Source organism: Lactobacillus sp. A27 (genome assembly GCF_016742815.1).
Taxonomy (GTDB): domain Bacteria; phylum Bacillota; class Bacilli; order Lactobacillales; family Lactobacillaceae; genus Lactobacillus; species Lactobacillus gallinarum.
In genome coordinates this window covers 1-20,910 of record NZ_JAEHNT010000033.1, presented here as the reverse complement: position 1 = coordinate 20,910, position 20,910 = coordinate 1, and the positions used below count along the sequence as shown (strand labels likewise).

At 37.5% G+C, this 20,910-nt stretch carries 22 protein-coding genes, 2 pseudogenes and 1 other annotated feature; of the genes and pseudogenes, 10 read left to right on the top strand and 14 right to left on the bottom strand.

Features of this window, described 5'->3' with window-relative positions; all coding sequences use genetic code 11:
• Window positions 1-97 precede the first annotated feature (97 nt).
• Window positions 98-344, bottom strand: a binding site (T-box leader).
• A 119-nt stretch (window positions 345-463) separates the two neighbouring features.
• Window positions 464-862 (top strand): hypothetical protein, encoded by a 399-nt coding sequence (locus tag JEM49_RS05225; RefSeq protein WP_087176460.1) that lies wholly within the window; start codon window positions 464-466, stop codon window positions 860-862.
• A gap of 48 nt (window positions 863-910) precedes the next feature.
• On the opposite strand, the gene JEM49_RS05220 is transcribed toward JEM49_RS05225, so the two are convergent.
• Window positions 911-1,417, bottom strand: a complete 507-nt coding sequence (locus JEM49_RS05220; RefSeq protein ID WP_025005384.1) for a hypothetical protein — start codon at window positions 1,415-1,417, stop codon at window positions 911-913.
• 396 nt (window positions 1,418-1,813) lie between these two features.
• Between JEM49_RS05220 and JEM49_RS05215 the strand changes: the two genes are divergently transcribed.
• Entirely contained in the window at window positions 1,814-2,995 is a 1,182-nt protein-coding gene (locus tag JEM49_RS05215; protein WP_025005389.1) for an SLAP domain-containing protein, read from the top strand.
• Window positions 2,996-3,173: 178 nt separating this feature from the next.
• Here JEM49_RS05215 and JEM49_RS05210 read toward each other — a convergent pair whose 3' ends face one another.
• Complete coding sequence (locus tag JEM49_RS05210) at window positions 3,174-3,329, bottom strand: hypothetical protein (RefSeq protein ID WP_201873965.1); 156 nt, start codon at window positions 3,327-3,329, stop codon at window positions 3,174-3,176.
• Window positions 3,330-3,535: 206 nt separating this feature from the next.
• Between JEM49_RS05210 and JEM49_RS05205 the strand changes: the two are divergent.
• The 3 genes and pseudogenes from JEM49_RS05205 to JEM49_RS10510 all read left to right on the top strand — a co-directional run.
• Window positions 3,536-4,108, top strand: a pseudogene (locus tag JEM49_RS05205) (ABC transporter substrate-binding protein); the annotation flags it as partial.
• Between the two features lie 12 nt (window positions 4,109-4,120).
• On the top strand, window positions 4,121-4,306 hold the full coding sequence (locus JEM49_RS10515; RefSeq protein ID WP_242509778.1) for a hypothetical protein: 186 nt from the start codon (window positions 4,121-4,123) through the stop codon (window positions 4,304-4,306).
• Between the two features lie 24 nt (window positions 4,307-4,330).
• Window positions 4,331-4,573, top strand: coding sequence for an HIRAN domain-containing protein (locus JEM49_RS10510; RefSeq protein ID WP_342211671.1), 243 nt, complete (start codon window positions 4,331-4,333; stop codon window positions 4,571-4,573).
• Between the two features lie 67 nt (window positions 4,574-4,640).
• Here JEM49_RS10510 and JEM49_RS05195 read toward each other — a convergent pair whose 3' ends face one another.
• Complete coding sequence (locus JEM49_RS05195; protein WP_054640709.1) at window positions 4,641-4,853, bottom strand: hypothetical protein; 213 nt, start codon at window positions 4,851-4,853, stop codon at window positions 4,641-4,643.
• Between the two features lie 147 nt (window positions 4,854-5,000).
• Between JEM49_RS05195 and JEM49_RS05190 the strand changes: the two genes are divergently transcribed.
• The gene (locus tag JEM49_RS05190) at window positions 5,001-5,309 is read left to right on the top strand and encodes a hypothetical protein (RefSeq protein ID WP_201873963.1); all 309 of its coding nucleotides are present in this window, start codon (window positions 5,001-5,003) and stop codon (window positions 5,307-5,309) included.
• A 395-nt stretch (window positions 5,310-5,704) separates the two neighbouring features.
• On the opposite strand, the gene JEM49_RS05185 is transcribed toward JEM49_RS05190, so the two are convergent.
• The 5 genes and pseudogenes from JEM49_RS05185 to JEM49_RS05165 all read right to left on the bottom strand — a co-directional run bounded on the left by JEM49_RS05185 (window position 5,705) and on the right by JEM49_RS05165 (window position 9,815).
• A complete protein-coding gene (locus JEM49_RS05185) occupies window positions 5,705-6,565 on the bottom strand; it encodes a C39 family peptidase (RefSeq protein WP_242509776.1) in 861 nt (286 codons plus the stop codon).
• Window positions 6,566-6,573: 8 nt separating this feature from the next.
• Window positions 6,574-7,561 (bottom strand): annotated as a pseudogene (locus JEM49_RS05180) (C40 family peptidase).
• A gap of 364 nt (window positions 7,562-7,925) precedes the next feature.
• On the bottom strand, window positions 7,926-8,252 hold the full coding sequence (locus tag JEM49_RS05175) for a metal-sulfur cluster assembly factor (protein WP_201873960.1): 327 nt from the start codon (window positions 8,250-8,252) through the stop codon (window positions 7,926-7,928).
• Between the two features lie 4 nt (window positions 8,253-8,256).
• Window positions 8,257-9,138 carry an L-serine ammonia-lyase, iron-sulfur-dependent, subunit alpha gene (gene sdaAA, locus JEM49_RS05170; RefSeq protein WP_201873959.1) on the bottom strand — a complete coding sequence of 294 codons (882 nt, stop codon included), beginning with the start codon at window positions 9,136-9,138 and terminating at the stop codon, window positions 8,257-8,259.
• Window positions 9,139-9,152: 14 nt separating this feature from the next.
• Window positions 9,153-9,815, bottom strand: a complete 663-nt coding sequence (locus JEM49_RS05165) for a serine dehydratase beta chain (RefSeq protein ID WP_201873951.1) — start codon at window positions 9,813-9,815, stop codon at window positions 9,153-9,155.
• A gap of 102 nt (window positions 9,816-9,917) precedes the next feature.
• Here JEM49_RS05165 and JEM49_RS05160 point away from each other — a divergent pair, with 102 nt between their 5' ends.
• The 3 genes from JEM49_RS05160 to JEM49_RS05150 all read left to right on the top strand — a co-directional run bounded on the left by JEM49_RS05160 (window position 9,918) and on the right by JEM49_RS05150 (window position 12,026).
• Window positions 9,918-10,211 (top strand): hypothetical protein, encoded by a 294-nt coding sequence (locus JEM49_RS05160; protein WP_201873949.1) that lies wholly within the window; start codon window positions 9,918-9,920, stop codon window positions 10,209-10,211.
• Between the two features lie 145 nt (window positions 10,212-10,356).
• Window positions 10,357-10,656, top strand: coding sequence for a hypothetical protein (locus JEM49_RS05155; RefSeq protein ID WP_201873947.1), 300 nt, complete (start codon window positions 10,357-10,359; stop codon window positions 10,654-10,656).
• A gap of 134 nt (window positions 10,657-10,790) precedes the next feature.
• Window positions 10,791-12,026 carry an MFS transporter gene (locus tag JEM49_RS05150; protein WP_201873946.1) on the top strand — a complete coding sequence of 412 codons (1,236 nt, stop codon included), beginning with the start codon at window positions 10,791-10,793 and terminating at the stop codon, window positions 12,024-12,026.
• A 46-nt stretch (window positions 12,027-12,072) separates the two neighbouring features.
• Here JEM49_RS05150 and JEM49_RS05145 read toward each other — a convergent pair whose 3' ends face one another.
• The 6 genes from JEM49_RS05145 to JEM49_RS05120 all read right to left on the bottom strand — a co-directional run bounded on the left by JEM49_RS05145 (window position 12,073) and on the right by JEM49_RS05120 (window position 20,115).
• On the bottom strand, window positions 12,073-12,381 hold the full coding sequence (locus JEM49_RS05145; protein ID WP_056945602.1) for a hypothetical protein: 309 nt from the start codon (window positions 12,379-12,381) through the stop codon (window positions 12,073-12,075).
• A 107-nt stretch (window positions 12,382-12,488) separates the two neighbouring features.
• Entirely contained in the window at window positions 12,489-15,110 is a 2,622-nt protein-coding gene (locus JEM49_RS05140) for an HAD-IC family P-type ATPase (RefSeq protein WP_201873944.1), read from the bottom strand.
• A gap of 214 nt (window positions 15,111-15,324) precedes the next feature.
• The gene (locus tag JEM49_RS05135; RefSeq protein WP_087235972.1) at window positions 15,325-16,281 is read right to left on the bottom strand and encodes an ABC transporter permease; all 957 of its coding nucleotides are present in this window, start codon (window positions 16,279-16,281) and stop codon (window positions 15,325-15,327) included.
• Window positions 16,278-17,435 (bottom strand): ABC transporter permease, encoded by a 1,158-nt coding sequence (locus JEM49_RS05130; protein ID WP_201873942.1) that lies wholly within the window; start codon window positions 17,433-17,435, stop codon window positions 16,278-16,280. The genes JEM49_RS05135 and JEM49_RS05130 overlap by 4 nt, the downstream gene beginning before the upstream one ends.
• Window positions 17,428-18,963 (bottom strand): ABC transporter ATP-binding protein, encoded by a 1,536-nt coding sequence (locus tag JEM49_RS05125; RefSeq protein WP_201873940.1) that lies wholly within the window; start codon window positions 18,961-18,963, stop codon window positions 17,428-17,430. The genes JEM49_RS05130 and JEM49_RS05125 overlap by 8 nt, the downstream gene beginning before the upstream one ends.
• Before the next feature lie 66 nt (window positions 18,964-19,029).
• The gene (locus JEM49_RS05120) at window positions 19,030-20,115 is read right to left on the bottom strand and encodes a BMP family lipoprotein (RefSeq protein ID WP_201873938.1); all 1,086 of its coding nucleotides are present in this window, start codon (window positions 20,113-20,115) and stop codon (window positions 19,030-19,032) included.
• A 176-nt stretch (window positions 20,116-20,291) separates the two neighbouring features.
• Between JEM49_RS05120 and JEM49_RS05115 the strand changes: the two genes are divergently transcribed.
• Window positions 20,292-20,795, top strand: a complete 504-nt coding sequence (locus JEM49_RS05115) for a nucleoside 2-deoxyribosyltransferase (protein ID WP_014566027.1) — start codon at window positions 20,292-20,294, stop codon at window positions 20,793-20,795.
• Window positions 20,796-20,910: the final 115 nt, after the last annotated feature.

Genomic DNA, 20,910 nt, shown 5'->3' with positions numbered 1-20,910 from the left:
AATAATCTTTGAATTAGTAATTATGATTGCTTTTTTCATGATTGATTCCTCCTTTGAGTAGATAAGCAAAATAAAAAGCGCCTCTAGCATATTTCATGCTAGGGACGCTCAAGCGTGTTACCACCCATGTTTAAATTAACTTCACAGCCAATTCCTCAATAAGTACTCCCAATAGGGAAGACTCAGACGGGGTAACGATCGTCACTCGTAATTTGCTTACTTAATGCTCGCATTTTAATTTAGCTCCAAGACCATATTCATTGCTTGCCATTGCATCGGCTTTCACCTAATCCGACTCTCTGTTAGAAATTTTAAACAATTACTCATCTTTTCTAAGCTTTTATTAATTTAATTGCCATTATAATACGCCGAATGAAAATTGCTGTCAAGAAAAACTTTGATTGATTTTAGAAAATAAGACAGATAATATGTGGTTAGTAACAAGAAGAATAGGAGAGAAAAAATGACTAAAGTTTTCTATGTAAATGCTGATTTGAATAAAGTAGTCAGTGGCAAAGAAATAGCTGCCAACACGCAAAAATTTACTCAAGTACATCAAGATGCAGTTATTGCAGAAAAGAATTTAGATTTAAATTCTGACCAGGTGATTTTTCATAATTGTCCTAAGGGATATAGACTGGTTGATGAAGTGGATGAAAATTATAATGTGGAATACGATAAAGTATACGTGCCTATTCAAGTAGAATATGGCAATATTAAGAATTTCAAAAATGATGCATTTGATATTCATGATCATGAAAGCAGTGAATATTTCCAAAAATGGTTGTTGTGTTCCTTTTTAGCTGATTCGTTGCCATTTAACGTTGCAGCAAGAGTAGAAGCATGGTTTGGCGAGGAATAAGTTAAGTAAAAAAACTCCAAAAGCATTTAACTTTTGGAGCTTTTAAATTTATCGACTTAATTTGTGAATCTTATGTGCTAAAACCATTTCCTTGTTACGGTCTGCATAAATTGCATCTTTAAGGTAATTTATTGGCTTGAGCAAGGTATTTCTGCTGGTAGTAGACAAGTAGATTGCATGATGATGATCTAAATGGCGCAAATATCTTTTGGCATTTTGAATTCTAGCATGGTGCTCAAGGGCTAACTTCGGCTTGAAGCCCGTAATTTGGTGTTGAGCATTATAGATAGGAACAACTTGATGATGCCATTTATCAATATGATGAGTATTGTGACCACCAATCTTCTTACTTGCTTTGACAATATCTTTCTTAGTGGTCAAATTATCTTGTTTTTTTAGCCGTGAATTTTTATCAAGATAATAATTGCCAAGACCATCTTGCCGATATAGTTGTAAATTTTTAACTGAGTCTTCTTTATTGACAGTTACTTTTAAAACGTCACCATTTTTGTAATTCATTAAATACATATCGTGATCAATGGTGTAATTCTTCATGATAAAATATTCACCTCTTCTACATTAATTATCTAACATGATATTATAGTTATTTTTTTAAATATTGGAACTAGTTTTGCTAAATTTTTCTAGAAAAATTCCTTCTGTTAAAAAAATAGTGTTATTAGGATATAATAAGTGTAGTTATAATAAATATTTTAGCCCGGATTTAAAATTAAAAATCCTTTAAAAAACGAATTAGCACATTTAAAACCTATTAAATATCAGGCTACTATTAAAGTGAGAGATATAAGGTGAGAAAAGCTTTTGGCGTGATAGTAGTATTGCGAGAAGCTCAAACGGTAAAGATGACGATATCAAATCTGATATATATTAAGTGAAATTTTACTTAATTACGTTCAAAATAGTGAAAGAATAATATAAGGGAGGTTTATTATGAAATTAAAAAGAATTGCATTGAGTATTGTGGCAGGAGCTGCGCTTATGGTCCCTGCAGCTTTAACAGGACAAAGCCAAAACTCTAGCATAGTTCAAGCAAGTACCTTAAAAAATAAGATTACGTTCGTTAAAAGCTATTCTCAACCAATGTTATATAATAAAAACGGTAAAAGTATAGCTAATAAAAATGAGATTAACTTTAACAAGCCAATTCGTTTTTATGGTCAACCAACTATAATTCAAGGACCTAAAGTTAATGCCTTTATTTATCTTAACGGGATGCCGCAGAGTATTATTAAAGGCAACACTTATGCCGATTTAGGTGATGGTGGTTACATTAATATGAAAGCAGTTGGTAGCTATAACTGGAATAGCAATGAAATTGGCTTGATTAAAAATGCATATGTTTACAACAGTAAAGGTCAACGGCTATCAACTTATCGTGGTCGCAAAGCTTATTTAACTAAAGGCAGCAAAATTAAATATGTTGGTAAGAGCTGGGTTACTTACCCTGATTCATATTTCAATTTAGGTAGCGGAATTTATGTTAAGTCAAATAACGTTAATACCATGAATGGTAAAGGCGTTTTGAAATTAAATACCAATACTGCTATTTATAATAAGAAGGGTCAACGTATTAGCTTTAATGGTCAGCGCGTATTGCCTAAATATTCAATTGTAAATTACGCAGGCAAGCGTCGCGCTAAGACCAAATCTGATGATTACTACTATACAAATTTGAGTGGTAGTAAGTCATATGCAGTTAAGAATTATAAGATTAAGGGCCAAGATTACTACTATATCGGTAAGGGTGCTTATATCAAGGCGATAAACGTTGGACGCATTAACGGTAATCCTGTATTTCGTGATGGTGGTGCAACTACAATTGTTCCTCAAATGGACTTGTTTATCTATAATTCAAAATTAAAAAAGACAAAACAATCTGTTAAGAAGGGCCAAAAGATTAGAGCATTAGATCCAGTTATCCTTGGTAGTGGCGATATTGCACAACTTTTCTACAGAATCAAGGGAACATCTAACTATGTTTCTTGGGGTGATTACAGTGAGTACGGCTTTGAAGACGACGCTTATGTAGGCAACTTTAATTTCCGTGTAAGATTGAATCCTATTAAGACTATTGAAACTGCTGCAACACGTGCTGCTGAAGAATCAGATTAATTATTAGTAAAAACGCTATTCAATTTGGATAGCGTTTTTTGCTTGAAAAAAAGTATAAAATGACAATGTATAGTAGATTTCTTCAGCTATAACATAGTAAGTTCTCTTGATTTTTACATACAAAAAACTCATTGACAACTCATTAGATAGATAAGTTATCAACGGGAATACCTATATTTTACCTCACTTGCTCTAAAGCCTTGTCAATTGGAGTGTCTCCGCCAGTCATCTCAATTACCTTATATTTGGTAGCAGGGAACTTCAGAACATCTGCAAGTACCTGTGCAACATCTGGAATTGGATTTGATTGAGACTCAGAATTATTAACGGACACCAGCTACTAGATCTTTAATTAAATCTTTGCCGACTTTGCCGGAGCCACCGAATACGAAAACTTTACTCATAATTCTTCTTCTTTCTAATCATTGTTTTAATAAATTTTGCTTTTTAGACTATTTAATTACGTTAAAATTTACGGTGGCATCTATTGTAATCGATTACAATAGATTCGACTCTCAAATGAAGCTAGGGATGCTCTAATCAGGCAACGATTATTTCCTTGAAACGGCAGCTCCATATCATTATTTAAAAGATATTCCATTCAAGAAGTTAATTTCATCCGATAAAATCAGAAAGAATCCAATGTTTTTTGGACCATATAAGGTAAGCAGGTGGTTAGAGGTCAATCAGTAACTTGGGTACCTAACAAATATTATTGGAGAGGCACACCTAAGCTAAACAAGATTATCGCCCAAGTGGTTTCAACTAATTCAGCTTCACAAGCTATCAAGAGTCACAAGTTTGATATTGCTGACGTAGTTAACTCTCAATGGCAAGTCACTTAAGATTCACTTGGCTACAATGAGTGGTTTAGCTGTCCAAGAGTCAATCGTACAAAATTACATCCAACAATGGCATAAAATCGGTTTGAATGTTAGCTTAACCGGTGGTAGATTAATGGAATTTAATTATGTCTATGATAAACTTGACCATGACGATAAAAATATTGATATGTTTAGGGCTGCTTGGTCATTGTTAACTGAACCATCACCAAGAGGGATGTACAGTGAGAACAATCCGATGAATGACTCAAGATTCGTAACTAAGGAAAATTAGAAAGGACTAATGATCATGCAATTTCATGATTCTGATGAAACTATTCACATTCCACCACAAGATATTTTCGAAGATTTACTTGATCAAGTAGAAAAATTGCAAACGCAAGTAGATGAGCTCAAACGTCTGCAATACAGCAATTCTAGCAATGCACGGGATGTTTTTCTGTATGGTTGTGAACTGGCCGGTAGTTAATATCTTGATTTAGCAGATCACGTGGTGCCAAAACTCCATGAAGATGATCCATTAGTTTTGATGCGTGAGCCCAATAACCAATATGATGAACATGCGATTAACGTATATACTACAGGTGGATTGAAGCTGGGTTATTTGCCAAGAAACAACAATCTAATCTTGAGCCGTTTGATGGATGAAGGAAATTTATTATTCGGTAAAACTAAGACCTTTCATTGGGATGGTAAGAGCCTGTACCTAATTGTGAAAGCTTATATGCGCGCATAAAAAAACTACTGATAGATCAACGTTTTTAACGAAAATTATCAGTAGTTTTTGTTTTATATTTTTGATATTAAGCAAATGAACGAGGATTTACATCGTGTGCATATTCTTTTAATTCCAATAAACTATACTTCTTACCAAATAAAGTATTTTTATCGGGAACTAAGCGATATGATTTGCTTAATCTCTTCATAAATTTGTTGGTAAACATCTTTCTCTTTTTACCATAAAGCGTATGTTGATTCAGCCATTGTTCTGCTTGATTTCTTGATAGATATTTCATGAAATCTTCCTTTCTATTAGTCGAAGTTGCGAGTAACTTGGCTATTATCTGACTTTTCAACTATATTGTAGTACTGTAATTGGAATTGGTTAAAATATAATAGTGAAAAGCATAAAATTGATGATAATTTTTTGATTAGATTATAAATTGACAAATCAGTTTTTTACTAATTTCGATGAGCCGGTAGGCAAGCGTCTGTGTGATCATGATGATATCATCGATGTCGCTTTGTATTTTGCAGATAATACTCAAGAAAGAATTGAACTTGCTTGGAGTGAAAATAGTGAAGACAATAATGAGTGGCAGAGTCATCATTTAGAAGTAAAAAAGCCACTTGATAAAAGTGATCTAGATCAAATTAAACCAGGACTAGCAGAGAAAATGAAAAAAATCGAGCAAAAAGATCGATTTTTGAATCGTAAGATTTTGAGAATCTATGTAGGCAAAGTGGAATAAACCAAAAAATGACTCAATACCTTGATTGGTATTGGGCCATTTTTACTATCCGGCAATTAACATTTTCCAAAGTAAGCTACTAGTATACCAATTATGTGGTTGAATTGCGGCTAAGCTAGCAACGATGATGCATATTCCAGCTGTTGAAATAGTGATTGAAAATATGCAGTTGACTAAATTCGATGGATAGCCACTTTTATGCGCTTGACGAAAAATATTGATAGCAAGCGCCACAAACACTAAACCGACAAATATTCCAATTTGATAATATATGTACAAATTAAATTTCTCCCGTTAGTAAGATTTCATTCTGGGAATATTATAATACTTGATCTTAGAATAGAAAATTACAAATTAAATAGGGATGCAAAAATGCATCCCTATTTAAATTCATATTAATAACTAATAGCGCGATGGCCATCTAAAGCCCAGTGAATTTTGAACTTGGCTACGCTGATCTTGCGCTTGGTGCCGGTCCACGGATCATTGTAGTAAAGAGTATTGCCGTGATAACCGGTTAGAGTAATAGCATGGTTAGAAATACCATCAAACATGCCAACCCAAACAACTACTAGGTGAGACCGCAACAACTTTTGCTTAATTGCATTGATGCTGCAGTCGGTCATAATTTGTGGCCTACCTAAATAGTGTTGAACAACTGGCTTAACGCCGCCGGGTGCAACCCAAAAGCCTAGTGGGAATTTTTTATAAGGTGAACCCACAAAGCCTTTATTTGGATTGGAACTACGTGGCATAATCTTTGCAGCTTGATACTTGCTTACTTTTTTACCAGCAAAGTTAAGCATCATAGTTACCGCAGTAATTTCACAACCAGTAGGCATTTGTGGTCGTTGACAAATTACTTTGGCATTATTTTTGATACCTGTAATTTGTCCTTTTTTGTTAATCCAATAATATGCCTTCTTAGTTGAAGTGTTCTTCATGCGGCGTCTACCTAATTGATCAAAGTAGCTGTAATGCTTAGTGTGAGGAACTTTACGCACATTTTTAAGCATTGCGCCGTTTTTGTTAAATAGGTACCAGTAACCATTAATCTTTTTTAAGCCTTTGATTGCTGCGCTATTTTTTAGGTAGTAGGTATTGCCGTTAGTTACTTTCCAGCCACTATTGTTTTTAGCTGGAGTATTCGTCTGGCTAGCCCGAGATTGATCAGTTTCATCAGCTTTAACTGTAGTAGAAAAGCCAGTGAGCAAGAAGCAGGAAATAACACTAATGAATAAAATTTTGCCTTTCATAATTTACCTTAGATGAATGGACGCTTGATTCCTGCGATAACGTTACGTTGGCTGTTTGTAATTGGTGCAACCATTACGCGTGGTGGCCAACTTTCGATAACGCGGTTGTTACCTAAGTAAATAGCAACGTGCCAAATAGTGTGTGTACCTGGTTGGTAGTAGAATACTAAGTCACCACGTCTTCTTTGAGAGTATGCAACACGCTTGAGGTGCTTATCTGCCCAAAGGTTACGTGAATTCCATTCATTGCCTGGGTGGGCGTGACCAATTGAACTAGTAGGAACAGGACTGATACCACCAGCGTAAAGACTTTGCATTACTAAACCAGAGCAGTCTACACCATAAGCTGGACTTGAAGAACAATCTGCAAGCCATGGCTTACCCATGTATTTGTAAGCTTGGTTAATCATTGCTTCGATGTGAGCTTTTCTTCCTTGCCAAGCCTTAGCCTTTAATAGAGCAACGTAGCTGTCGATTCCGTACCAAGTACTCATGCGGTGCATTACTTTCCAAGTTTTAATACCTTCATATCCGCGGTAAAGGTTGTAGCCGGCATAACCGTAAGGCTTGACTTGTGTGTAAGATAACCCTTAGGGTTTTGATAACCTTTAACTTTGGCAATCAATGATTTCTTAGCACTGATGTACTTGGCGTTACTTAATTTTAAGACTGAAGCACTATCAGTGGGAGTGACCAACTTGCTAGTTAAGTAGTGATATCCCTTTTTAGCATGATGAGCAACTTGAGTTAAAGCAGCATCGTAGCATTGTGCTTTAAGCGAATGATCTTAGGATTAGATGAGAGATAATCGCTCTTATTGAAAATTGGAGCTTTCTTTTCTGTAGCAGAGCTTTGAGACTGATTAGAGTTCTGTACTACTTGAGTATTTGATTGAGCATCGCTAACAGTATCAGCTTGAACGTGTTTTGTAGAAACAAGTCCTGTACCAAGCAAAACTGCCACGATAGCTGTGGTCCACTTTATTTTTTTCAACATATATTTCTCCTCCATATTTTTTGGGAATACATTGGTTGTTTTACTCGTGTTTTAAAAAATTTTAAATAGGGGGAAAGAATTTAAAATAAGTAGAAGATATAAATGAAAAAGAATAAAATAAATAGGATGAAACTGAATGAATTTTGGCTTTCATAAAATTAAAAATGGCTCAATGATAAGGGATCTTTTAGTGTATTCTCCACGTATGTGGAGGTGATCCTCTGTTGGTCAAATTGAAAGTCAACGATTATTGGTATTCTCCACGTATGTGGAGGTGATCCTCTGTTGGTCAAATTGAAAGTCAACGATTATTGGTATTCTCCACGTATGTGGAGTAACCAAAAAGAGGACTAATCCAACCAGATTAGTCCTCTTTTTCATCTATATTAAAATATTCCTTCGCCGCATCGCTCATACGATCCGGCGTCCAGACCGGATACCACACAAATTCGACATCAACATTTTTTACTTCTGGCACTTTTTTAACCGCTTGAGTAATGCCATCAATTAGGTAACCAGTTAGTGGACAAGCAGGGGTGGTCAAAGTCATGTTGATCAGACAGATCCCATCTTTGTCCAAGTCGATTTCATAAATTAGCCCTAAATTGACTACGTCAACGTTCAATTCAGGATCAATGACTGTCGCCAATTGATTGATAATATCGTTTTTAATTGTTTTACCGTCACGCATTTTATCACGCATCCTTGCCAAAAATTTTAGCTTTGATTGCTTGGCCGGTTGGAGTGCCAGCTAAGCCGCCGATTCCGGTTTCGCGGAGGGATGCTGGCATTTGATGACCAACTTTTTTCATGGCGTCGATACATTCGTCGGCCGGAATTACACTGGTGCATCCCGCAAGCGCCATGTCTGCCGAAATTAAAGCATTGCCTGCACCGATCGCATTCCTCTTAACGCAAGGAACTTCAACCAAGCCAGCGATTGGGTCGCAGACTAGACCGAGCAAGTTAGACATTGCAATCGACATTGCTTGTGCGCTCTGCTCAGCACTGCCACCAGCTGCCTCAACTGCGGCAGCGGCGCCCATGGCAGATGCACTACCAACTTCGGCTTGGCAGCCACCGGTTGCGCCGGCAATTTCTGCGTTATTGGCAATAACAAGGCCGAATCCACCAGCAGTAAAAAGAAAGCGAATCATTTGCTCTTCACTAAGATCCATTCTTTTTTCTAATAAAAACAAGACACCAGGCAAGGTACCAGAGGAGCCAGCTGTAGGTGTGGCACAAATTACGCCCATTGAAGCGTTGACTTCGTTGGTGGCAACCGCATTTTGCACTGCGGCCATGATAGTGTCACCAGATAAAGTATGGTGAGTTTGACGATACTTTTTAATTTTGACAGCTTCACCACCAGTTAAACCTGTTTTAGAAAATACGTCATCACCACTTTTTCCACGCTCCACTGCGGCACGCATTGTAGCCAAATTATGTTTCATTCGGTTCCAGATTATTTGCCGCGGCAGACCAGATAGCTCGCATTCTTGTTCAATAATTAACTCCGAAATAGGTTTATGTTGCTTTTCAGAATCAGCAACAATTTCTTTAATATGGTTATACATAATCTTGTTCCGTTTTAAAGACAAATAATGTTTTCAAACTTTTCTTTTAACTCTTTTACTAAGGCAGGCTTGAGATAGTTGTCGATATCGTATTCGTAGATATTACAATCTTTGGTGTGAAAAATTCGCTTTTTGCTAAAAGGAGCTTTTTCCTGTAATAGGGAAGTCAAATTTTGCTCGTTAAGAATATCTTTTTCATAATCAAGCCAAATAATAATTGGCAACGAACCCGTTGGGGTGATTTCGGTGTCGTGAATTATTAAATGACGAATTTCGATCGATCCACCGCCGATAGAGCAGCCCGATATCTGTGCCTTTTTGGTCCCGCTGGACATGTCAAGGATTGCTGTATTGGGATGATCAATTGGACTAGGTCCATCTTCTTCGACAAAGCGAATATCGATGCCACGTTTTTTAGCAATCTCAGGTGCGTTAGGTACACGCAGATCATCTGTGTCAAAGCCTAAAATTCCCGCGGCGATGGCGTAGTCTGTCCCGTGGCCGCGATGAGTTTGGGCGAAAGAGCCATAGTAATGGACTGTCACTTTTCTAGGAACTCCTCCAAAAAGTTTGTTTCCAGCTCGGCCGATTGCAACGGCACCAGCTGTATGTGAACTAGATGGACCTACCATGATGGGCCCGATAATATCAAATACACTTTTGTAACGATTCGTCATTTCTGTATCTCCAAGTAAGTATTCTGCTTTCATTATAGCGAATTATTACTAATCAATGTATTATTTTAATAGTAATTAAAAATTAGCTAGGGGTTGAAGATAATGACTAGAGAAAAAGATGAATTGAAGAAAAATTTGGAAAAGGTAGCAGAAGAACAGGGCGGACAACAAGCAGTATCTTATCAAGACTTGTTTAATCCAAGATTCATGCAAAAGAATACGCATTTTACTACGATTGATGTTTTTGTAAGAGAGTTGGGCGCAAGAAGTTTTCCTGAGATTGAACAATTAGGTCAAAAAGTGGTAGATGATTTTGTTAAGAAGGAAACTAATTTTAATAGCTGGGAAGAAATGCAACGGCGTGCAGTTAGCGAATATATGACTAGCTTGTTTTAGTAAAGAATAAATTACTAAACATAGAATAATAGTTTTTATTCTTATTTTGTAAGCGCTGTAACTTAATATGCTATCATAGATATGAAAAGTAATTAAAAACTATTGCTAGTTATGAACTTATATTCATAAGTTCGGAGGAAGTTATATGACAGACAAAGAAATTTTACAAAAGATTGAACAAGGCGTTAAAAATTCAGAAAATTGGGAAGTATATCATCATTTAACAGATAACCTAGGTTCACCTGCATTAATGCTTCGTAAAACTAATACTAATGCAGATAGATTAGGTGTTAACATTGATGTCTTCAAAGGATATGCTTATTTGTTCTTAGACAACGGAACGCCAGCAGAACCAGGCAAACCATTTTCTGTTCAAACCTTAACTAGCTTGAATGCATTGATAGAATTGCTTGACATAGTAAAGCCTTACATTAAAAGAAATTAAATTCATTAGATCATTAAAATGCCTCACTGTTGTGGGGCATTTTTTCATGACTAATTTTAAATTTTCTTAAAACATTAAGTGATATTTTTCACATATAATAGTAAAAGACAAATTTTTAGAAAGTTGGAAAAGAAGTGACACATAAAAAATCATTTTTTCCGTGGTGGATATTTATCGTTTGTTGTTTTATCTCAATGATTGGGTTTGGCTTGTTGGTTAATACAATTGGATTATTCTTCGGGCCAATCAGTCAAGAGTTTAATGTAGGACGTGCTAATGTTGCACTAATGACGACATTTCAGAATGCGGCTGCCGCAATTGCCTTGCTTTTTGCTGGTAAAATCATGGAAAAGGTAAATTTACGCTGGCTTTTAACCGCTTGCTTTGTCTTAATTGCCGTTAGCATGCTTAGCTTAACTTTTGCCAATTCATTAGTTCATTTTTATCTTGCATGGACAATCATTGGGATTTGTCAGCCGATCGCAATTACTTTGTCAATTCCTGTTTTGCTTAGCAAGTGGTTTAACCAAAAGCTCGGCACAGTGATGGGAATCTCGCTCGGACTTTCTGCTTTAGGTGGAACGATTTTTAATCCGATTATTGCCGAAGTAATTAAGCAATTTGGTTGGCGTGGCGGCTTTGTTGGTGAAGCTCTATTGATTGGAATGATTTTAGTTCCTTTAGCTATTTCAATTAAGTCTGAACCAACGATGCAATATCCTGCATATGGCAAAGCAATGCAATCAAGCAAAAAGGTGGCTTTAACAGGTTTAAGCCTGAAGCAAGCTTTGAAGATGCCAGTATTTTACGCTGTAGCTTTCGCCATGCTTGCACTGCAATTTGTTTCCGGTTCTGTCCAACATATTTCAGGACATATTACTAATATCGGAATTTCACCAATCACTGCCGCAACTGTTGTATCAGGAGTAATGATTGGTGCCGCAATTGGTAAGATTTCTATTGGTTATTTCCTTGATAAGTTTAATGCCAAGTTAGTTTTAGCCGTTTATTCTTTATTCGGTGTAATCGGTTGGGGCGGCCAGGCAATGCTTAGAGAAAGCAATTTATTGATTTTAGCTGCCGTAATTCTCGGTCTTGGTCAGGGAGTTTGTTTAGTTGCATTGCCATATTTAATTCGTCAAATTTTTGGTGAAAAAGACTATAGTAACATTCTTTCGGTCGTCAATATGATTGGTGCATTTGCCATGTCAGCTTCGGTTTACTTGATCGGTTTATTCTTCGATCAAACTGGATCTTACGACTTAGGATGGATGATTAACGTCTCAGCATTTGCACTTAGCTTCATTGTGATCATGATTACACTAGGTAAAAAAGAAAGTGTAAATTCTGATTTAGAAATAGTTGAGTAAAAAAGGAAGATATGAAGTACAATTTGTACTAATATCTCCCTTTTTATTAGGCTTGATGCCAGAGAATCAAACATGAAAAAATAGTACTAGTATTATTATTGTTAAAAGTTCCATTGATGTTTGTATTCTCATTATCATTATATGAAGCTGTATTGGTAATATTGTTTAAAATTGTTCCAGTTCTATTACCATTTAAATTTAAATTAATATTTCCACTATTAGAATATGGTGAAGTAGAGAATTGAATATTATCTATAATCCCTGATGATTTATTAATTTCATTTATATGGTTATTTAAAATATTTGAAAATTCTTCAAAATTAGCGCTATAAAAGGTATAAGTTTGATATTTCATAACATACTCCTTAGAAATATATTAAAAGATTGATAGAATTATACCACGCCTAAGGTTAGAAAAAAAAGCTTCGTCTCATAAGAAACGAAGCTTTTTTGCTTGCCTAATTATTTATTTTCATTAACTACTTTAACGATTTGAATCAATACAGTTGGCATTACTGCAAGACCAATAATCCAAAAAAGTTGATTGCCAGTTAAAGGAGTTACGGCAAACAAACCGTGCAATGCTGGTACAAACAAGATTAATGCTAAAAGCAATGTACCTACAGCAAATGCAGCTAAGCTGTACCAGTTGTTCTTAAAGCCAATCTTGAAAATGCTGTGTTGTGAACGACAGTTGAAACCGTGAAGCAATCTAGCAAATGTCAAAGTAGAGAAGGCCATCGTACATGCAACAGCTGGACTAGTTTGACGACCAATCATGAAGGCGGTAATTACGCCGACTGCAATGATCAAGCCTTGAAGTCCTACCTTGGTAACTAATGACTTATCCAAAATACCAACCTTAGGATCACGTGGCTTTCTGTCCAATACATCTGGAGCACCTGGTTCCACACCGATTGCTAAAGCTGGAAGAGAGTCAGTAACTAAGTTAATGAACAGTAATTGTACAGCGATAAATGGTACTGAGAAACCACCAATTGAAGCAAATAATACCGTAATAATAGCTGACAAGTTACCTGAAAGCAGGTACATAATAGCATTTTTAATGTTTTCAAAAACAGTTCTACCATTAGCAACAGCCTTGATGATGGTTGCAAAATTATCATCAGCCAAGATCATGCTGGCAGCGTCCTTAGATACTTCCGTGCCAGTGATTCCCATGGCAACACCAATGTCGGCTTTCTTTAAAGCAGGGGCATCGTTAACACCGTCACCAGTCATAGAAACGATATGATCCTTCTTTTGCCATGCGTTAACAATTCTGATCTTGTTTTCAGGAGATACACGAGCATAAACAGAAATCTTCTCAATCTTTTGTTCAAGCTCTTCATCGCTCATCTTATCAAGTTCAAGACCAGTAACAGCTAAGTCACCATCGTTGAAGATACCAATCTTTTTAGCAATAGCAACTGCAGTAACCTTGTGGTCACCGGTGATCATTACAGTACGGATACCAGCTTTTTTAGCTCTGGCAACAGCTGCAATACTTTCTTCACGAGGTGGGTCCATTTCAGAAACCAAGCCAATGAAGGTAAAGCCATTTTCTGTTTCAGGTGTTAAGTCCTCATCGCTTTCTTTATAAGCGAAAGTTAACACACGCAAACCATTTTCGGAGAAGTGTTGGTTTTGAGCTAAGATTTGCTTCTTATCTTCTTCCGTGATTGGACGAACTTCGTCATCTAATCTAATGTTAACGCAGCGATCAAGCAAGACATCGATGGCACCCTTAACAAAGATAGTAGGAACTGTATGAATCAAGTGCTTAGTACTCATCAATTTTCTATCAGAGTCAAAAGGTACTTCTTGCTTACGAGTTAAAAGCCCTCTTAAATCTTCTTCAGTTAAGCCTAAGCCTTTATCACCTAAGTCGATACCAGGTACTTGGCGGTACATTTCTAATAATGCGTATTCCGTTGGGTCACCGATACCCTTGCCATCAACTAAGCTAGAATCGTTGTTTAATACTGCATCATATAGTAAGTAACGATGTAATTGATTATCTAGGTCAAGTTGATTTGGCTTAAGAGTTTTACCACCGATATAAATATCTTGGACAGTCATCTTATTTTGGGTTAAAGTACCGGTCTTATCAGAACAAATAACTGATACTGAACCAAGCGATTCAACGGCAGCCAGGTTTTTAATAATGGCATTTTCTTTAGCCATTTTTTGTGTACCCATGGCTTGAACGATGGTTACGATTGAACTTAAAGCTTCAGGAATTGCAGCTACGGCCAATGCTACTGCGAAGAGCAAAGCATCCATAATTGGTTGACCACGCCATATTTGCAAACCAAGCACAATAGCACAGATAATTAAAATTGCTGTGGCAAGTTTTGACGAGAACTTATCAAGTGAGATTTGCAATGGGGTACGACGTTCCTTGGTTTCGTTCATTAAGGAAGCAATCTTACCGATCTCTGTGTTCATCCCTGTGGCCGTAACTACTACATTAGCACGACCATAAGTTACAAGAGAACTAGAGTAGACCATGTTGATACGATCACCAAGTGGCATTTCATGATCAAATTCTACATCCGCTTTATCAATGTTAGTTGATTCACCAGTTAAAGAACTTTCATTAACTTGCAGTGAGAAGTTCTCCAAGATACGTCCATCGGCAGTTACCATGTCACCAGCTTCAAGTAACATAATATCGCCGGGAACAACATCTTTTGAATCAATTTCAATCTTTTTGCCATCACGCAAAACTTTAGCATTAGGTGAAGACAGTGATTTTAATGATTCAAGTGACTTCTCAGCTTTGATGTGCTGCACAGTACCTAAAATTGCGTTCAGGATTAAGACCGCGATAATTACTAAAGTACTTTCAAGTTCCCCAGTAAAGGCAGAAATCACGGCAGCGATAATTAAGATAATTACCATCAAGTCTTTAAATTGTTCTAAAAAGACCTGCAATGTCGTTTTCTTTTTGCCTTCAATCAAGGCGTTCTTGCCATACTTAGTTAGGTTATCCTTAGCCTGCTGAGATGATAAACCACCGCTACCAGTCTTTAATTCTTCTAAGACTTTAGCTTTGGTCTGTAAATAATATTGTTTCACTATAAGACCCTCCAATAAATTTCAGTAAGTCCCAAACAAAAAAGAGACTACTGCATAAACTTAAGAGCGTTTATGTAATAGTCTCACCATTTAAACTCACAGCGGAAATTTCTTTCGTGACTTGACGCCATGAGTACAATTATTTGTCGGTTACTCCCTATATATATATCAAATTTATATCATACATGTATCTTTTTTTCAACTGCTTCGTTAATTATTTTGATTTAATGTAATTTACGCCAGCAGCTGCAGGAGCAACAGATTTTCCAAGGAAGACGACTAGGACAACGATTGTGATGACATATGGAGCGATTTGCATATAAACCGTTGGGATTTTTTCAAAGCCTGGAAGTTGATTACCGATGATGCTTAGACTTTGAGCAAAACCAAAGAAAAGGGATGAAAGCATTGCGCCAATTGGATTCCATTTACCAAAAATTACGGCAGCTAAAGCCATGAAACCTTGACCAACGATAGTTGAGATAGAGAAGTTACCGGAGATTGATTGAGCAAAGACTGCGCCGCCCAAACCGGCCATGAAACCGGAAGTAAGGACTCCGATGTAGCGCATTTTATAAACATTTACGCCAAGGGTATCAGCGGCTTGCGGATTTTCACCAGTTGACCGAAGACGCAGACCAATTCTAGTTTTGTAAAGAATCCACCAGAGCAAGACCGTGATGATAATTGCAAGCCATGCAGGAGCAGAAGTATTAGTAAAAAAGATTTTACCAATGACAGGAATGTCAGCTAATCCCGGAATATTGGTGTAACCAAAGTTGGCAGTAATGTTAGGAGTTTGACCTTTCTCATAGATTGCTTTTATTAAAAATACACCTAAAGGCGGAGCTAATAAATTTAATACCGTACCACTGATGATGTGGTCAGCATGAAGGTTAATAGTAGCGAATGCGTGTAATAGAGAAAAAATTAAGCCGAAGATTGCACCAACTAGTGCGCCTAGCCATGGAGTAGCGGCGCCAAAATCTTGGGCAAAAGTAAGGTTGAAGATAATGGAGGTAAAAGCACCAACGGTCATGATACCTTCAAGACCAATATTGACAACACCCGAATTTTCACTGTATACGCCGCCTAGGGATGCAAGAATTAATGGAGCAGAATACACCAAGGTTGAGGAAACGATTAACGCTAGAAGAGATGTGAGATTCATAGTACTGGTCCTTCTTTTTGTAATTTGATATTTGGTCCATCGACACCGTTGTTCGGACCAATTTCTGTACCTTTCTTTAAAGGATGCTTATAGCTAGCTGTTTTCTTTACTGCAAAGAGCAAGTCGAAGACATATTTGATAGCAATGAAGAAAATAATAGCGGCAATTACAATTGAAACAATTTCGTAAGGTACGCCGGCTACCGTTTGCATACCAAGACCACCAATTTTAAGGATAGAAAAGAGGAGAGAGGCAATTAAAATCCCAATTGCTGTACTATTTCCTAATAAAGCTACTGAAAGCCCATCCCAACCGATGTTAATACTGCTAGTTTGAGTAAAGTAGTTTTGGTAAGTTCCTAAACCTTGCACTACACCGCCGATTCCTGCAAAACCACCAGAAAGAAGCATGGAAAGGATGATGTTCTTTTTAGCAGAAATTCCAGCGTAACGGCTGGCAAAAGGATTAAGACCTACAGCTTTGATTTCAAAGCCGACAGTTGTTTTCTTCATGAGGAACCAATAAATTAAGATGGCACCAATTCCCAAGAAAATACCGGCGTTGATACGAGAATCACCGAAAAGATGGCTCAACCAATCTAAGTGCAAGCTGCCATTGGCGGGAATGTCTTTAGTAGTGTCCGCACCATTGCGCAGACTTTCTGGCATAACTTGCTGCATTAAATATTGGCAAAGGTAAAGCACGATATAGTTGAGCATGATGGTTGTAATTACTTCATTAGTGCCAAAATATGCTCGTAAAAATCCTGCTATCCCAGCTACAATTGCTCCGGCTAGAGCACCTGCTAAGATTGCCAATGGCAACAAGATGTATTTAGGTAAAGTTGGATTGGCTAAAACGATCCAAACAGAGGTAAGCCAACCGGCTTGAGCTTGTCCTGGCAATCCAATGTTAAAAAATCCTGCTTTTGATGCAATGGCAAAGCCAACTGCAGTAAAAATCAACGGGGTGGCTTCACGGATGGTTTCGCCTAAGCCATTCATGTTACCAAGAGCACTAGCAAACATGGAAGAATAAGCGGTGATTGGATTGTAGCTCCAAATGAGCATGATAATTGCTCCGATTAAAAATCCGGCAATTACCGAAATAATAGGTACTAAATAACGTTTTATTTTAGCTGAAACTTTAATCAAGGTCTTGTCCTTCTTTCTGTATACCGGTCATTAATAAACCTAATTCGGTTTCATTAGTTTGGTCTGGCTTGACTACGCCAGATTTTTGACCATCATGCAGTACTAAAATGCGGTCAGATAACTGCATGATTTCGTTTAGTTCGTATGAGACAAGGAGGATCGCCTTACCTCTGTCACGTTCTTTTAGCAATTGTTTATGAATATATTCAATAGCCCCAACGTCTAGCCCGCGAGTTGGTTGAAAGGCAATGATCAAATCACTGCCTCGTTCAAGTTCGCGGGCAATAATGACTTTCTGCTGATTACCACCTGAGAGTTCTCCCGTAGGTAAATCGCTGCTGGCGGTTCTGATATCAAACTTTTTAACTGCCGCTTTAGCATGCTTCTTGATTGCATCGAAGTTGATAATTCCGTGATGAGAAAAAGGTTGCTGGTAGTAGCTTTGCAAAATAAGGTTATCTGCTACCGACATCTGCAGAATTAAGCCATATTTTTGTCGATCGGCAGGGATGTTGGCTACTCCTTGCTCCGTGATCTTTCTCGTAGGCTTGTTGGTCATATCTTGACCATTGATGATGACGGACCCCTGATCAACGTGACGTAAACCGGTAATTGCTTCAACTAGTTCATCTTGACCGTTGCTGTCAATTCCGGCAATGCCTAGAATTTCGCCGGCGCGAAGTGAGAGTGAGAGTCCTTTAATGGCTAAATTGCCGCGATTTTCTTTGACTTGCAGGTCTTTAACCTCAAGAATATTTTGCCCAAAATTTTCGGCTCTTTTGGTCAATTTCATTTCTACCGCATGCCCAACCATTAATTCTGCCATGCGCTTGTTGCTAATGTCTTTGACTTGATAAGTACCAACATCCTGACCAGTACGGATGATCGTAACTTCATCTGCGACCGCCTTAATTTCTTCTAATTTATGAGTAATTAAAATAATGGATTTACCTTCATGAGCTAATCCTTTAAGAATGTTCATAAATTCTTTAATTTCTTGTGGGGTTAAAACGGCAGTAGGTTCATCAAAGATAAGGATATTTGCGCCGCGGTAGAGGATCTTAAGGATTTCAACCCTTTGTTGCTGTGCGACTGTGATATCGGCAACTTTTTTATCGGGATCAATGGCTAGATGATAACGTTCAGATAAAGCTAAAACTTTTTCTTTTGCTTTTTTAATATCTAAGACAGGTCCCTTAGTAGTCTCATGACCCAAAATAATGTTTTCTAAAACTGTGAAAGAATTAGCTAGCATGAAGTGTTGATGCACCATCCCGATACCTAATTTTTTGGCAGCCGTGGGACTAGCGATATTAGTTTTTTCACCGTTAACAAATATTTCACCAGAAGTGGGTTCAAGTAAACCTGAGAGAATACTCATTAAAGTTGATTTTCCTGCACCATTTTCGCCGAGTAGTGCTAGGATTTCGCCTTTATGCAATTTGAGATTGATATCGTTATTAGCTTTAAAACCATTAAAGTCTTTAACGATATGTTTCATTTCAATAACTGTATTTTTATTTTCCATAGCTTGATATTTCCTATAAAAAAACTCTCCATCAAGACGAAGAGTTTTTGACTGTTAAATTAGAAATTATTTACTTGGTTTAGTAGCAACGTTAATCTTACCGTCAATGATTTGCGTACGTGCCTTTTGAACTGCTTGCCAAGCCTTGTCGCTAAGTTGTCCCTTAGTAATTGAAACGCCATTGCCCTTCAAGCCGTAGACAAGGTGCTTGCCACCTGGGAACTTGTTGTTGTATGCATCGTTAGCAATACTCTTAGTAGCCACGTTTAAGCCTTTTAAGACAGAAGTTAAAGTAAAGTTAGCTTTCTTACCGTTCTTAGCAGTGTAGTTGCCTAATCCGGATTGATCAACATCAACCCCAATTACCCAAACTTTCTTGTCGGCTGGTAATGTTTGGTTGTAATCCTTAGCTTCTTGGAAGACACCGTTACCAGCATTACCTGCTGCTTGGTAAATAATGTCGGCCTTGTTAGCGTACATTGATTGAGCAATTGACTTCGCTTTATCAGTAGCAGTGAAGTTACCGATGTATTGAGTTTGAACGGTGATCTTCTTATGAAGCGCCTTAGCACCATCGGCTACACCTTGCCTAAAGCCCGCCTCGAACAAGTCAATAATGTCGGATTTGGCACCACCGATAAAGCCGACTTTGTTGGTCTTAGTTGTGTAAGCTGCAGCTAAACCGCCGAGATAGGAAGCTTCATTACTCTTGAAGGTGACAGAAGCAACATTCTTTTGACCATTAACTACACTGTCGACGATTACGAAGTTCTTCTTAGGATTCTTCTTGGCAGCCTGACTAACTGCTTGTTGTAGTTCGAAGCCGACACCGAAGATGGTTTGATAACCAGCCTTAGAAGCTTGGTCGAAGTTGGGAACGAAATCGGAAGGACCACTTGATTGGAAGTATTGATAACCGCCCTTGCCTTGCTTTAAGCCATGTTCTTTACCGTAAGCTTTAAATCCAGCCCACGCAGCTTGGTTAAAGGAATGGTCGTCAACACCGTTTTGGTCGGTGATTAAGGCAATACCGTGTTTGGTATCCTTGTTAGTTGAAGCACCTTGCTTCTTGCCCGAACAAGCGGTTAAGGCTAAACCTGCCGCAAATACAATCGCACCAACTGATAAAATCTTTTTGAACTTTGAGTTCATTTCTACCTCCAGAATTGATATTATTTTAAGAATGATCCGACTAAAATGATAAATTAATGTACGTGTTATGTCAATATAAAATTTAAAATAAGCAAATTACGTCTATATATAGTGCAAAAAACGAATAATATGTGATATACTGCTTTTAAAATTAATATTCTGAGAGGAAAAACTAAATGCAAAAGAAAATCGCAACCGGTAAGATCTATTTAGGTGGATCATTCAATCGAGAGATAGATCATGAACGAGTGGAAAGGGCAAAAGAAATATTGGCTAAGAATCCAACCATTGCCAAAGTACATTTTCCATTCGATTATGATTTTGTTGATCCGGAAGAGAAGAATCCAGAAATTGGTGGCCAAAGAAGCATGACCTGGCGAGTGGGTACTTTTCAAAATGATCTTAATGGGATAAACAGTGCTACTTGTGGCGTGTTTTTATATGACATGGATATCCTAGACGATGGTTGTGCGTTTGAAATTGGCTTCATGCGAGCAAATCATAAGCCAGTAGTGTTGGTGCCATTTACTGAACATCCGGAGAGACCGAAGAAGATGAACCTGATGATTGCGCAAGGCGTTACTGCGATTATTGATGGTAATACGGAGTTGGAAAAACTAGCTGAGTATGATTTCAATTGGACGCCTTATATTCCTGTGACAGGTTATGGCATTTATTAGAAAAAGTTAAAAGCATCCCGATGGGGATGCTTTTTTCTACTCTAAGTCAAGTGTTATCAACGATTTTAAGCAATTTTATTTTGAAATACAGGCCTAATCGGGAAATGGCTCCCGG

Excerpts from the sequence above, each read along its gene's own strand:
- JEM49_RS05225 (WP_087176460.1), top strand. The coding sequence starts at position 464 with ATGACTAAAGTTTTCTATGTAAATGCTGATTTGAATAAAGTAGTCAGT.
- JEM49_RS05220 (WP_025005384.1), bottom strand. The coding sequence starts at position 1,417 with ATGAAGAATTACACCATTGATCACGATATGTATTTAATGAATTACAAA.
- JEM49_RS05215 (WP_025005389.1), top strand. The coding sequence starts at position 1,814 with ATGAAATTAAAAAGAATTGCATTGAGTATTGTGGCAGGAGCTGCGCTT.
- JEM49_RS10515 (WP_242509778.1), top strand. The coding sequence starts at position 4,121 with ATGATCATGCAATTTCATGATTCTGATGAAACTATTCACATTCCACCA.
- JEM49_RS05195 (WP_054640709.1), bottom strand. The coding sequence starts at position 4,853 with ATGAAATATCTATCAAGAAATCAAGCAGAACAATGGCTGAATCAACAT.
- JEM49_RS05185 (WP_242509776.1), bottom strand. The coding sequence starts at position 6,565 with ATGAAAGGCAAAATTTTATTCATTAGTGTTATTTCCTGCTTCTTGCTC.
- JEM49_RS05175 (WP_201873960.1), bottom strand. The coding sequence starts at position 8,252 with ATGCGTGACGGTAAAACAATTAAAAACGATATTATCAATCAATTGGCG.
- sdaAA (WP_201873959.1), bottom strand. The coding sequence starts at position 9,138 with ATGTATAACCATATTAAAGAAATTGTTGCTGATTCTGAAAAGCAACAT.
- JEM49_RS05165 (WP_201873951.1), bottom strand. The coding sequence starts at position 9,815 with ATGACGAATCGTTACAAAAGTGTATTTGATATTATCGGGCCCATCATG.
- JEM49_RS05160 (WP_201873949.1), top strand. The coding sequence starts at position 9,918 with ATGACTAGAGAAAAAGATGAATTGAAGAAAAATTTGGAAAAGGTAGCA.
- JEM49_RS05155 (WP_201873947.1), top strand. The coding sequence starts at position 10,357 with ATGACAGACAAAGAAATTTTACAAAAGATTGAACAAGGCGTTAAAAAT.
- JEM49_RS05145 (WP_056945602.1), bottom strand. The coding sequence starts at position 12,381 with ATGAAATATCAAACTTATACCTTTTATAGCGCTAATTTTGAAGAATTT.
- JEM49_RS05135 (WP_087235972.1), bottom strand. The coding sequence starts at position 16,281 with ATGAATCTCACATCTCTTCTAGCGTTAATCGTTTCCTCAACCTTGGTG.
- JEM49_RS05125 (WP_201873940.1), bottom strand. The coding sequence starts at position 18,963 with ATGGAAAATAAAAATACAGTTATTGAAATGAAACATATCGTTAAAGAC.
- JEM49_RS05120 (WP_201873938.1), bottom strand. The coding sequence starts at position 20,115 with ATGAACTCAAAGTTCAAAAAGATTTTATCAGTTGGTGCGATTGTATTT.
- JEM49_RS05115 (WP_014566027.1), top strand. The coding sequence starts at position 20,292 with ATGCAAAAGAAAATCGCAACCGGTAAGATCTATTTAGGTGGATCATTC.